This is a genomic window from Klebsiella sp. OBRC7, assembly GCF_000293135.1.
GTDB classification, from domain to species: Bacteria; Pseudomonadota; Gammaproteobacteria; order Enterobacterales; family Enterobacteriaceae; genus Klebsiella; species Klebsiella michiganensis.
The window spans coordinates 1-13,053 of record NZ_ALNJ01000044.1 but is presented as its reverse complement, the minus strand read 5'-3'; the positions used below and the strand labels follow the sequence as shown (position 1 = coordinate 13,053).

General features: G+C 52.8%; 8 protein-coding genes and 1 pseudogene. All 9 read right to left on the bottom strand.

Annotated features, from left to right (window positions below; all coding sequences use genetic code 11):
• Positions 1 to 257: 257 nt before the first annotated feature.
• Positions 258 to 4,481: a DNA-directed RNA polymerase subunit beta' gene (rpoC, locus tag HMPREF1144_RS10805; RefSeq protein WP_004097649.1), complete on the bottom strand. Its 4,224-nt coding sequence runs from the start codon at positions 4,479 to 4,481 to the stop codon at positions 258 to 260.
• 76 nt (positions 4,482 to 4,557) lie between these two features.
• Entirely contained in the window at positions 4,558 to 8,586 is a 4,029-nt protein-coding gene (rpoB, locus tag HMPREF1144_RS10800) for a DNA-directed RNA polymerase subunit beta (RefSeq protein ID WP_004097647.1), read from the bottom strand.
• Positions 8,587 to 8,911: 325 nt separating this feature from the next.
• Positions 8,912 to 9,277: a 50S ribosomal protein L7/L12 gene (rplL, locus tag HMPREF1144_RS10795; RefSeq protein ID WP_004097645.1), complete on the bottom strand. Its 366-nt coding sequence runs from the start codon at positions 9,275 to 9,277 to the stop codon at positions 8,912 to 8,914.
• 66 nt (positions 9,278 to 9,343) lie between these two features.
• Entirely contained in the window at positions 9,344 to 9,841 is a 498-nt protein-coding gene (rplJ, locus tag HMPREF1144_RS10790) for a 50S ribosomal protein L10 (protein ID WP_004097644.1), read from the bottom strand.
• Positions 9,842 to 10,256: 415 nt separating this feature from the next.
• Positions 10,257 to 10,961 (bottom strand): 50S ribosomal protein L1, encoded by a 705-nt coding sequence (gene rplA, locus HMPREF1144_RS10785; RefSeq protein WP_004097642.1) that lies wholly within the window; start codon positions 10,959 to 10,961, stop codon positions 10,257 to 10,259.
• Positions 10,962 to 10,964: 3 nt separating this feature from the next.
• A complete protein-coding gene (rplK, locus tag HMPREF1144_RS10780; RefSeq protein ID WP_004097640.1) occupies positions 10,965 to 11,393 on the bottom strand; it encodes a 50S ribosomal protein L11 in 429 nt (142 codons plus the stop codon).
• Positions 11,394 to 11,546: 153 nt separating this feature from the next.
• Positions 11,547 to 12,092: a transcription termination/antitermination protein NusG gene (gene nusG, locus HMPREF1144_RS10775; RefSeq protein ID WP_002438628.1), complete on the bottom strand. Its 546-nt coding sequence runs from the start codon at positions 12,090 to 12,092 to the stop codon at positions 11,547 to 11,549.
• Position 12,093: 1 nt separating this feature from the next.
• Complete coding sequence (gene secE / locus HMPREF1144_RS10770) at positions 12,094 to 12,477, bottom strand: preprotein translocase subunit SecE (protein WP_004097638.1); 384 nt, start codon at positions 12,475 to 12,477, stop codon at positions 12,094 to 12,096.
• A gap of 232 nt (positions 12,478 to 12,709) precedes the next feature.
• Positions 12,710 to 13,053 (bottom strand): annotated as a pseudogene (gene tuf, locus HMPREF1144_RS10765) (elongation factor Tu); the annotation flags it as partial.

The window sequence follows — 13,053 nt, the reverse complement described above, 5'->3', positions numbered from 1 at the left end:
GTTTTTTGACTATATAGCGTTTGCGGTGCTTATTTTTTGACACGCGTAGAATTTTCACCCTTTCATTGAAGATGAAAAACAGTCATGGAAATAAATCATTATAGGAGTGGTTTATATTTGCTAATTAATTGCAGCAATCACATCAATAAAATGTAATAAAAAAGTAGACGGGATAAACGGCAACAATAAACTGGCAGGCAATAAAAAAGCCAGTCAGGTGACCTGACTGGCTTTTTGAGCGTTTAGCGAATCAACGATTAATCGTTGTCAGAACCGCCCAGACCCGCGTTCAGCAGTTCTGCCAGGTTAGCAGAAGCTTCTTCCACGCTGACCTGCGGCGCTGCAGGCAGTTCGCCCGCTGCGCGACGGCGCATACGATCCTGGTGGTACGCATAACCGGTACCGGCCGGGATCAGACGACCCACGATAACGTTCTCTTTCAGGCCACGCAGTTCGTCGCGTTTACCCGCAACGGCTGCTTCGGTCAGGACACGGGTGGTCTCCTGGAACGATGCGGCAGAGATGAACGATTCGGTTGCCAGGGACGCTTTGGTGATACCCAGCAGATCGCGGGAGAATGTTGCACCCACTTTGCCGTTCGCTTCCAGATCGCGGTTAGCAATCTTAACGCGGGAGTATTCAACCTGTTCGCCTTCCAGGAAGTCGGAACTACCGGCGCTTTCGATGGTCGCTTTACGCAGCATCTGACGAACGATAACTTCGATGTGCTTATCGTTAATCTTAACGCCCTGCAGACGGTAAACGTCCTGAACTTCGTTAACGATGTAACGAGTCACAGCATGCACGCCACGCAGACGCAGAATGTCGTGCGGCGCTTCCGGACCGTCGGAAACCACGTCACCACGTTCTACGCGTTCACCTTCGAACACGTTGAGCTGACGCCACTTAGGAATCATCTCTTCGTACGGATCGCTACCGTCTACCGGGGTGATAACCAGACGACGTTTCCCTTTGGTTTCTTTACCGAAGGAGATGATACCGCTGATTTCAGCCAGGATTGCCGGCTCTTTCGGACGACGCGCTTCGAACAGGTCGGCAACGCGCGGCAGACCACCGGTGATGTCCTTGGTACCGCCGGATTCCTGCGGTACACGCGCCAGGGTGTCACCAGAGCTGATCTGGACGCCATCTTCCAGCTGAACAATCGCTTTACCCGGCAGGAAGTACTGCGCAGGCATGTCGGTACCCGGGATCAGAACGTCATTACCCTGAGCATCAACGATTTTCAGCGCCGGACGCAGATCTTTACCGCCAGTGGTACGCTCTGCAGAATCCAGAACCACCAGAGAAGACAGACCGGTCAGCTCGTCGGTCTGACGAGTAATGGTCTGGCCGTCAATCATGTCAGTGAAGCGGACAAAACCACTCACTTCGGTGATAACCGGCATGGTGTGCGGATCCCAGTTTGCTACGGTTTCACCGCCGGCAACCTGCTCGCCATCACCTTTCGCCATAACGGAGCCGTAAGGCACTTTATAGCTCTCTTTGGTACGACCGAATTCGTCGATCAGCTTCAGCTCGGTATTACGGGAAGTAATAACCAGCTTACCGCTGGAGTTCACAACCGACTTCGCATTGCTCAGACGGATGCTACCTTTGTTTTTCACCTGGATGCTGGACTCAGCAGCCGCACGAGATGCCGCACCACCGATGTGGAACGTACGCATCGTCAGCTGTGTACCCGGCTCACCGATGGACTGTGCCGCGATAACGCCGATAGCCTCACCTTTGTTGATGATGTGGCCACGCGCCAGGTCACGACCGTAGCAGTGCGCACATACACCAAAGTCGGTGTCACAGGATACAACGGAACGCACTTTGACGGAGTCAACGGAGTTCTCTTCCAGCAGATCGCACCAGTGCTCGTGCAGCAGCGTGTTGCGAGGAACCAGAATGTCCGCCGTACCCGGCTTCAGAACGTCTTCAGCGGTCACACGACCCAGTACGCGATCGCGCAGCGGCTCTTTAACATCGCCACCCTCGATAACCGGGGTCATGGTGATGCCTTCCAGGGTGCCACAGTCGTCTTCAGTCACGACCAGGTCCTGCGCAACGTCAACCAGACGACGAGTCAGGTAACCGGAGTTCGCCGTTTTCAGTGCGGTATCCGCCAGACCTTTACGCGCACCGTGCGTGGAGATGAAGTACTGGAGTACGTTCAGACCTTCACGGAAGTTCGCGGTAATTGGCGTTTCGATGATGGAGCCATCCGGCTTCGCCATCAGACCACGCATACCGGCAAGCTGACGAATCTGTGCAGCAGAACCACGCGCACCGGAGTCGGCCATCATGTAAATGCTGTTGAAGGAGACCTGCTGCTCTTCTTCGCCGTTACGGTTAATAACGGTTTCAGTTTGCAGGTTGTCCATCATCGCTTTGGATACACGATCGTTCGCCGCGGCCCAGATATCGATAACTTTGTTGTAGCGTTCGCCAGCGGTAACCAGACCCGACTGGAACTGCTCCTGAATCTCAGCAACTTCCGCTTCCGCTTCGCTGATGATTTCGTATTTTTTCTCCGGGATGACCATGTCATCGATACCAACGGATGCACCTGAGCGCGCTGCATAAGCAAAGCCGGTGTACATCGTCTGGTCCGCAAAAATAACGGTCGGTTTCAGGCCCAGAATACGGTAGCAGGTATTCAGCATCTTAGAGATGGCTTTCTTGCCCAGCGCCTGGTTGACGATGGAGAAAGGCAGACCTTTCGGTACGATCATCCACAGAATGGCGCGACCAACGGTCGTATCTTTCAGGCTGGTTTTCGCAACGAACTCGCCGTTTTCATCTTTTTCGTATTCGGTGATACGCACTTTAACGCGCGCATGCAGAGAGGCCAGGCCAGCGCGATAAATACGCTCAGCTTCTTTCGGGCCAGTCAGCACCATGCCTTCGCCTTTGGCGTTAACACAGTCACGGGTCATGTAGTACAGACCCAGTACAACGTCCTGAGACGGAACGATGATTGGTTCGCCGTTCGCCGGAGACAGGATGTTGTTAGTAGACATCATCAGCGCACGCGCTTCGAGCTGGGCTTCCAGCGTCAGCGGTACGTGAACAGCCATCTGGTCACCATCGAAGTCGGCGTTGTATGCCGCACAAACCAGCGGGTGCAGCTGAATAGCTTTACCTTCGATCAGTACCGGCTCAAATGCCTGGATACCCAGACGGTGCAGGGTTGGTGCACGGTTCAGCAGTACCGGGTGTTCGCGGATCACTTCGTCCAGGATATCCCAAACGACAGCTTCTTCACGCTCAACCATTTTCTTAGCGGCTTTAATGGTGGTGGCGAGGCCACGCAGTTCCAGCTTGCCGTAGATGAACGGTTTGAACAGCTCCAGCGCCATTTTCTTCGGCAGACCGCACTGATGCAGACGCAGGTATGGACCTACGGTGATTACAGAACGACCGGAGTAGTCAACGCGCTTACCGAGCAGGTTCTGACGGAAACGACCCTGCTTACCTTTGATCATATCGGCCAAAGATTTCAGAGGACGTTTGTTAGAACCGGTGATCGCACGACCGCGACGACCGTTATCCAGCAGGGCGTCGACCGCTTCCTGCAGCATACGTTTTTCGTTGCGTACGATGATGTCCGGCGCAGCCAGATCAAGCAGACGTTTCAGACGGTTGTTACGGTTAATGACGCGACGATACAGATCGTTCAGGTCAGAAGTCGCGAAACGACCGCCATCCAGCGGAACCAGCGGACGCAGATCTGGCGGCAGAACCGGCAGAACGGTCAGGATCATCCACTCCGGCTTGTTGCCAGACTGTACGAAAGCTTCCAGCAGTTTGATACGCTTGGTCAGCTTCTTACGCTTGGTTTCGGAGTTGGTTTCGTTCAGCTCTTCGCGCAGAGTTTCGCACTCTTGCTCCAGATCCATGCTCTTCAGCAGGGCCTGGATAGCTTCTGCACCCATCTTCGCGTCAAATTCGTCACCGAACTCTTCCAGCGCATCCAGATACTGTTCTTCAGTCAGGATCTGCTGGCGTTCCAGGTTGGTCATACCGCCTTCGATAACCACATAAGATTCGAAGTACAGCACGCGTTCGATATCGCGCAGCGGCATATCGAGCAGCAGGCCGATACGGGACGGCAGAGACTTCAGGAACCAGATGTGGGCAGTCGGAGACGCCAGCTCGATGTGGCCCATACGCTCACGGCGCACTTTAGTCTGGGTCACTTCAACGCCGCACTTCTCACAGATCACACCGCGGTGTTTCAGGCGCTTGTACTTACCGCACAGGCACTCGTAGTCTTTTACTGGCCCGAAAATACGCGCACAGAAAAGGCCGTCACGCTCAGGTTTGAACGTACGGTAGTTAATGGTTTCCGGCTTTTTAACTTCACCAAAAGACCATGAACGGATCATGTCTGGCGATGCCAGAGCAATTTTGATCGCATCAAACTCTTCGGTTTTAGTTTGCGCTTTCAGAAACTTTAATAAGTCTTTCACGGATTTGCTCCCGTCGGAGTTAGCACAATCTGGCGCCGGGTCTTACCCCGGCACCAGTGACCTGTTTGAGCGAGAGTTACTCGTCTTCCAGTTCGATGTTGATGCCCAGCGAGCGAATCTCTTTCAACAGTACGTTGAAGGATTCCGGCATGCCCGGTTCCATCTGATGGTTGCCGTCCACGATGTTCTTATACATCTTAGTACGGCCGTTCACGTCATCAGACTTAACGGTGAGCATTTCCTGCAGGGTGTATGCTGCGCCATAAGCTTCCAGCGCCCACACTTCCATCTCCCCGAAGCGCTGACCACCGAACTGCGCCTTACCACCCAGCGGCTGCTGAGTAACCAGGCTGTAAGAACCGGTAGAACGCGCATGCATTTTGTCATCAACCAGGTGGTTCAGTTTCAGCATGTACATATAGCCAACGGTAACCTGGCGCTCGAATTGCTCACCGGTACGACCGTCGAACAGGGTGATCTGGCCGGAAGTCGGCAGGCCACCAAGCTGTAACAGTTCCTTGATTTCAGACTCTTTCGCACCGTCGAAGACCGGCGTTGCGATCGGCATACCTTTTTTCAGGTTTTCAGCGAGACGCATAACTTCTTCGTCAGTGAAGGTATTCAGATCCACCTTCTGACGCACGTCGGTACCCAGATCGTAGGCACGCTGGATGAACTCGCGCAGTTTGGCGACTTCCTGCTGCTGTTTCAGCATGGCGTTAATTTTCTCGCCGATGCCTTTGGCAGCCATACCCAGGTGAGTTTCCAGGATCTGACCGATGTTCATACGAGACGGTACGCCCAGCGGGTTCAGTACGATGTCTACCGGCGTGCCGTTTTCATCGTAAGGCATATCTTCGATCGGGTTGATCTTAGAGATAACACCCTTGTTACCGTGACGACCTGCCATTTTGTCACCAGGCTGAATCTGACGTTTAACGGCCAGATACACTTTAACAATCTTCAGCACGCCCGGTGCCAGATCGTCGCCCTGAGTGATTTTGCGGCGTTTCGCTTCGAGTTTTTTCTCGAACTCGTGTTTCAGTTCGTCGTACTGCTCAGCCAGCTGTTCCAGCTGATTTTGTTTCTCTTCGTCGGTCAGGCCCAGTTCCAGCCAGCGATCGCGCGGCAGCTTGTCGAGCTTCTCAGCTTCGATACCGCCGGAGACCAGCACCGCGTAGATACGACCAAACAGGCCAGCTTCGAGGATCTGCAGTTCTTCAGACAGGTCTTTTTTAGCCTGTTTGAGCTGCATCTCTTCGATTTCCAGCGCACGCTTGTCTTTTTCTACGCCGTCACGGGTAAAGACCTGAACGTCGATAATGGTACCGGAGACACCGTTTGGTACGCGCAGGGAAGAGTCTTTAACGTCAGACGCTTTCTCACCGAAGATTGCACGCAGCAGTTTCTCTTCCGGCGTCAGCTGGGTTTCACCTTTCGGCGTCACCTTACCAACCAGAATATCGCCACCGGTCACTTCCGCACCGATATAAACGATACCGGATTCATCCAGTTTGGAGAGCGCAGCTTCACCCACGTTCGGGATGTCGGCGGTGATCTCTTCCGGCCCCAGCTTGGTGTCACGAGACACGCACGCCAGTTCCTGAATGTGGATAGTGGTAAAACGGTCTTCCTGGACAACACGCTCGGAAACGAGGATGGAGTCTTCGAAGTTGTAACCGTTCCACGGCATGAACGCGACGCGCATGTTCTGACCGAGCGCCAGTTCACCGAGGTCGGTAGACGGGCCGTCAGCCAGCACGTCACCGCGCTCAATCGGCTCACCCAGAGAGACACACGGCATCTGGTTGATGCAGGTGTTCTGGTTAGAACGGGTGTACTTGGTCAGGTTATAGATGTCGATACCGGCTTCGCCCGGGTACATCTCGTCTTCGTTAACTTTGATAACGATACGGGAAGCATCCACGTACTGAACGGTACCGCCACGTTTAGCGACCGCAGTTACACCGGAGTCAACGGCAACAGCACGTTCCATACCGGTACCAACCAGCGGCTTATCAGCGCGCAGAGTCGGAACGGCCTGACGTTGCATGTTCGCACCCATCAATGCACGGTTGGCGTCATCGTGTTCCAGGAACGGGATCAGGGACGCACCGACGGATACCACCTGCTGGGTGGATACGTCCATGTAGTCAACCTGGTCGCGGCTGAACAAGCTGGATTCGCCTTTACTACGGCAGGTAACCAGATCTTCTACAAAGTGGCCTTCGTCATCCAGGTTGGAGTTCGCCTGAGCAATAACGTAGTTGCCTTCTTCGATAGCAGACAGGTAATGAATTTCGTCGGTTACAACACCGTCAGTCACTTTACGGTACGGGGTCTCGAGGAAACCGTATTCGTTCGTCTGTGCGTACACGGACAGGGAGTTGATCAGACCGATGTTCGGACCTTCAGGCGTTTCGATTGGACATACGCGACCGTAGTGGGTCGGGTGTACGTCTCGAACTTCAAAGCCTGCGCGTTCACGGGTCAGACCGCCCGGGCCGAGTGCGGAGATACGACGTTTGTGCGTAATCTCAGACAGTGGGTTGTTCTGGTCCATAAACTGAGACAGCTGGCTGGAGCCAAAGAACTCTTTCACTGCCGCAGAAATCGGCTTGGCGTTGATCATATCCTGAGGCATCAGGGTATCCAGATCGCCCAGAGACAGACGCTCTTTCACCGCACGCTCTACGCGGACCAGGCCAACGCGGAACTGGTTTTCCGCCATTTCGCCAACGGAACGGATACGACGGTTGCCGAGGTGGTCGATATCATCGACTTCGCCTTTACCGTTACGGATATCGATGAGCTTCTTCATCACTTCGATGATGTCTTCTTTGCTCAGGATACCGGAACCTTCGATTTCGTCGCGCAGCAGAGAACGGTTGAACTTCATACGACCTACCGCGGACAGATCGTAGCGGTCTTCGGAGAAGAACAGGTTCTCGAACAGGCTTTCAGCCGCTTCACGAGTCGGCGGCTCACCAGGGCGCATCATGCGGTAGATTTCGACCAGCGCGCTCAGACGGTCGTTGGTCGGGTCAACGCGTACAGTCTCAGAGATGTACGGACCGTGATCCAGATCGTTGGTGAACAGCGTTTCGATACGCTTATGGCCAGACTGGCTCAGCTTGGCCAGCAGATCCAGGCTCAGCTCCATGTTCGCCGGGCAGATCAACTCGCCAGTAGATTCGTCAACATAGTCTTTAGAGGCAACTTTGCCAGCGATGTACTCAACCGGAACTTCGATATGTTTGATATCGTCTTTTTCCAGCTGGCGAATGTGACGTGCGGTGATGCGACGCCCTTTCTCAACGTACACTTTACCGTTCGCTTCGATGTCGAAGGAGGCCGTTTCGCCGCGCAGACGCTCCGGTACCAGTTCCATCTGCAGCTTGTTATCGCGAATTTCAAAAACCACTTTCTCGAAGAACAGGTCAAGGATCTGCTCAGTGGTGTAATTCAGCGCGCGCAGGATGATGGTAGCCGGCAGCTTACGACGACGGTCGATACGGACAAACAGGTTGTCTTTCGGGTCGAACTCGAAGTCCAGCCAGGAGCCACGGTAAGGAATGATACGTGCGTTATACAGGACCTTACCGGAAGAGTGGGTCTTACCTTTGTCACTGTCAAAGAAGACGCCCGGGCTACGGTGCAGCTGAGAAACGATAACGCGCTCGGTACCGTTGATAACGAAGGTACCGTTGTCGGTCATGAGCGGAATTTCGCCCATGTAGACTTCTTGTTCTTTAATGTCTTTAACGGTGCCTTCCGGCGCTTCGCGCTCGTAGATCACCAGACGCAGTTTGACGCGCAGCGGTGCCGAGTAGGTCACGCCACGGATCTGACATTCTTTAACGTCAAAAACCGGTTCGCCCAGACGGTAGCTGACGTACTGCAGCTCAGAGTTACCGCTGTAGCTTTTAATCGGGAATACGGAACGGAAAGCTGCTTCCAGACCATACTGCCCTTCAGGATCTTGCTCGATGAACTTCTGAAACGAGTCAAGCTGGATAGAAAGGAGATAAGGTATGTCCAGAACCTGCGGACGTTTACCAAAATCCTTACGAATACGTTTTTTCTCGGTATAGGAGTAAACCATAGGGTTCCTCAGCTCGCTGACAAGTCGACCCATCTGCCCACATAAGGCAGTTTTTTATGCAACACTATTTTGTTGACCGGAAAATGGAACACTTTCCGCAATACCTGTTTCTATCACGCTTAAACCATTTCATTGCGATTTACACAGCTCAGGAGCCCTAACCTGTCGCAGTATATTAAGTCGTCTATAGAAACAAGCATTGTCAGGACAACCAGTAGTCAAACAGTGTGAAATTCTACTGGCGCCTTACAGCGCAAAAAGGCTGGTGACTAAAAAGTCACCAGCCATCAGCCTGATTTCTCAGGCTGCAACCGGAAAGGTTGGCTTATTTAACTTCAACTTCAGCGCCAGCTTCTTCCAGAGATTTTTTCAGTGCTTCAGCGTCATCTTTGCTCACGCCTTCTTTCAGAGCGGCCGGAGCAGATTCTACCAGGTCTTTAGCTTCTTTCAGACCCAGGCCAGTTGCGCCACGTACTGCTTTGATAACGGCAACTTTGTTAGCGCCGATACCTTTCAGAATTACGTCGAATTCAGTTTTTTCTTCAGCAGCTTCAACCGGGCCAGCAGCTACAGCTACAGCAGCAGCAGCGGAAACACCGAATTTTTCTTCCATTGCAGAGATCAGCTCAACAACGTCCATTACGGACATAGCGGATACTGCTTCAATGATTTGATCTTTAGTGATAGACATTTAAATTGTTCCTGAATATCAGAATAAGTTTATACGTAAGCGAATGCTTTACAAAGACAACTGCGATTAAGCAGCTTCTTTCGCATCGCGTACAGCAGCCAGAGTGCGAACCAGTTTGCCAGCCGAAGCTTCTTTCATGGTTGCCATCAGGCGTGCAATTGCTTCTTCGTAGGTCGGCAGAGTTGCCAGGCGGTCGATTTGCGACGCCGGGATCAGCTCACCTTCAAAGGCTGCGGCTTTGACCTCAAATTTTGCATTCGCTTTCGCGAACTCTTTGAACAGACGAGCAGCAGCGCCCGGGTGTTCCATAGAGTATGCAATCAGGGTCGGACCAACAAACGTGTCTTTCAGGCACTCGAAAGGAGTACCTTCAACGACGCGGCGCAGCAGGGTGTTACGAACAACACGCATGTATACGCCAGCTTCACGACCTGCTTTACGCAGTTCAGTCATTTTGTCTACAGTCACGCCACGGGAATCCGCAACTACTGCAGACAGCGCGCCTTTGGCTACTTCGCTGACTTCAGCAACAATCGCTTGTTTGTCTTGAAGATTTAAAGCCATTAGCTTTGCTCCTGGATGTTTGCCAGAGCTCATGCTCCGGAACTCACTTCACTCGACTCAAAGAGAAGAGCGTCTTAATACGGTGAGCAGAAACAAGCCAGAGTATCCAAAAATAATCTTAGCGTTCTGTCACCGTCTACGCAGGGCATTAAGTCTCTTGCGAAACACCTGCGGTCTTCGACGGAGGCCTGGATAGGCCAGGCTCCAACGAACAAATCTTGTCTATCCGTCGCTATTCAATCTGTGGCGGCATTGACTACATTCGGTCACACCAGTCACATAGTTAACTATGCTCCAGGCGATTCACTCATTTGTCGCCTTGCCACAGCCTGAATATCTCGGCTATACGTCTGCTATAAGCAGAATACGTGGGGGTAAGATTGTAGACAAATTCACCGCCCACGTAAAGCTAATCTTAGTTCGCAGAAGCGCTCAGACCAGCCTGATCAACGGCAACGCCAGCACCCATGGTGGTGGAGATGCTGATTTTCTTGATGTACACGCCTTTAGCCTGAGTCGGTTTTGCTTTTTTCAGCGCAACCAGCAGAGCTTCCAGGTTTTCTTTCAGTTTATCAGCGTCAAAATCCACTTTACCGATGGTGGTGTGGATGATGCCGTTTTTGTCGTTACGGTAACGAACCTGACCTGCTTTAGCGTTCTTAACCGCTTCAGCAACGTTCGGCGTTACGGTACCCACTTTCGGGTTTGGCATCAGGCCGCGCGGACCCAGAACCTGGCCCAGCTGGCCAACAACGCGCATTGCATCCGGGGAAGCAATAACAACGTCAAAGTTCATTTCGCCTTTTTTGATCTGGTCAGCCAGATCTTCCATACCTACCAGCTCTGCGCCAGCAGCTTTAGCTGCTTCAGCGTTCGGGCCCTGGGCAAATACGGCTACGCGAACTGAACGGCCAGTACCGTGCGGCAGTACAGTCGCGCCGCGGACGTTCTGGTCAGATTTACGAGCGTCGATGCCGAGGTTAACGGCAACATCAACGCTTTCAACGAACTTAGCAGTAGCCAGTTCTTTCAGCAGAGAGATGGCTTCGTTGATGTCGTACTGTTTGGTCGCATCAACTTTGTCACGAATCACGGACATGCGCTTGGTCAGTTTAGCCATTTCTTAGTCCTCCACTACCAGGCCCATGGAACGTGCAGTACCTTCAATGGAGCGAGTCATCGCTTCAATGTCGGAACCAGTCATGTCGGCAGCTTTGGTCTGCGCGATTTCCTGCAGCTGAGCGCGGGAAATTTTACCTACTTTGTCTTTGTTCGGTTTACCGGAACCAGACTTGATACCAGCCGCTTTTTTCAGCAGAACTGCTGCCGGCGGAGTTTTGGTAACGAAGGTGAAAGAACGGTCAGCGTAAACGGTAATAACAACCGGGATCGGCAGACCTTTTTCCAGGGATTCAGTTTTTGCGTTGAACGCTTTGCAGAATTCCATGATGTTCACACCCTGCTGACCCAGTGCTGGACCAACCGGCGGACTCGGGTTTGCCATACCAGCTGCAACCTGCAGCTTGACATAGGCTTGTACTTTCTTAGCCATGTAAATTTCCTCGTTTGGGTGTAGCGCCTGAAAAGGCTCCCCGTGATAAATATCGCTTTATGGGAATCAGACCCATAAAAACAAAAGGCGCGAAATTGTATGTCAATTCCGCGCCTCATGCAACGTTTAAAACGTTGCTTTTTTGATCGGCTGTTAGGCTTTTTCTACCTGAGCGAAGTCCAGCTCAACCGGCGTCGCACGACCGAAGATAGAAACGGACACTTTCAGACGAGACTTCTCGTAGTCCACTTCTTCAACCACACCGTTAAAGTCGGCAAATGGACCGTCGCTAACGCGAACCATTTCACCCGGCTCAAACAGCGTTTTCGGCCGCGGCTTGTCGCCAACCTGCTGCAGGCGGTTCATGATCGCGTCGACTTCTTTGTCGCTGATCGGTGCCGGACGGTCAGATGTACCGCCGATGAAACCCATCACACGCGGTACACTGCGCACCAGGTGCCAGCTCGCGTCGTTCATCACCATCTGGACCAGCACGTAGCCCGGGAAGAATTTGCGTTCGCTTTTACGACGCTGGCCGCCGCGGATTTCGACCACTTCTTCGGTCGGCACCATGACTTCGCCAAACAACTCTTCCATATTGTGTAATTTGATATGTTCACGCAACGAGGTAGCTACGCGACCTTCAAAACCGGAAAACGCCTGAACGACGTACCAGCGTTTTTTAGGAGCTTCAGACATCTCAGAACCTCAGGCCAGTGATAAAGGATACCAGGCGAACCAGAATACCATCCAGTCCCCACAGGATCAGTGACATTACGGCAGTCACTGCGGCAACAATCAGCGTGGTATGCAACGTTTCCTGGCGAGTCGGCCAGATCACCTTGCGGACTTCGGTTCTCGCTTCACGAGCGAAGGCGACTGTCGCCTTACCTTTTGTCGTTAACAGCGCGACACCGCCCGCTGCAGCGATCAGAATCACTACAGCCAGCGCACGCACTGCCAGCATAATGTCACGATAAAGGAAGTTGCCGACGATGGCCACGACCAGCAGCACGACTACGATTGTCCACTTCATCGCTTCGAGGCCGCGCCCGCTCCCTTGAGCTTCGGTATTCGCACTCATAAACCAACCTGTCACAAGAATTCAGACAAATAACTTCACCCCGCATGAAATGCGAGGCGACCAAACCGAAATGCTCTGTTGCGTTTCGGACTTAACGCCCTCTTCAGAGCCTGTCTCAGCAATGATTATGACCCAAAAAATCACTGATGAGCCAGGTTCTGGTGTGAAAGCGTGCAAAAAGGGCATCAAATGATGCCCTTTTATTGCGCATTGCGTCAAATGTTATCAGCAATTAGCCGAGAACTTTAGCAACCACGCCCGCGCCAACGGTACGGCCACCTTCACGGATTGCGAAACGCAGACCGTCGTCCATCGCGATCGGGTGGATCAGGGTAACAACCATTTTGATGTTGTCGCCCGGCATTACCATCTCTACGCCTTCCGGCAGTTCGATGGTGCCAGTCACGTCAGTTGTACGGAAGTAGAACTGCGGACGGTAGCCTTTGAAGAACGGAGTATGACGGCCGCCTTCGTCTTTGGACAGAATGTACACTTCAGATTCGAACTTGGTGTGCGGCTTGATAGAACCCGGCTTAGCCAGTACCTGACCACGTTCGATTTCTTCACGTTTGATAC

Bases quoted from the DNA above. Each gene is read 5' to 3' on its own strand.
- rpoB (WP_004097647.1), bottom strand. From the start codon at position 8,586: ATGGTTTACTCCTATACCGAGAAAAAACGTATTCGTAAGGATTTTGGT.
- rplL (WP_004097645.1), bottom strand. From the start codon at position 9,277: ATGTCTATCACTAAAGATCAAATCATTGAAGCAGTATCCGCTATGTCC.
- rplJ (WP_004097644.1), bottom strand. From the start codon at position 9,841: ATGGCTTTAAATCTTCAAGACAAACAAGCGATTGTTGCTGAAGTCAGC.
- rplA (WP_004097642.1), bottom strand. From the start codon at position 10,961: ATGGCTAAACTGACCAAGCGCATGTCCGTGATTCGTGACAAAGTTGAT.
- rplK (WP_004097640.1), bottom strand. From the start codon at position 11,393: ATGGCTAAGAAAGTACAAGCCTATGTCAAGCTGCAGGTTGCAGCTGGT.
- nusG (WP_002438628.1), bottom strand. From the start codon at position 12,092: ATGTCTGAAGCTCCTAAAAAACGCTGGTACGTCGTTCAGGCGTTTTCC.
- secE (WP_004097638.1), bottom strand. From the start codon at position 12,477: ATGAGTGCGAATACCGAAGCTCAAGGGAGCGGGCGCGGCCTCGAAGCG.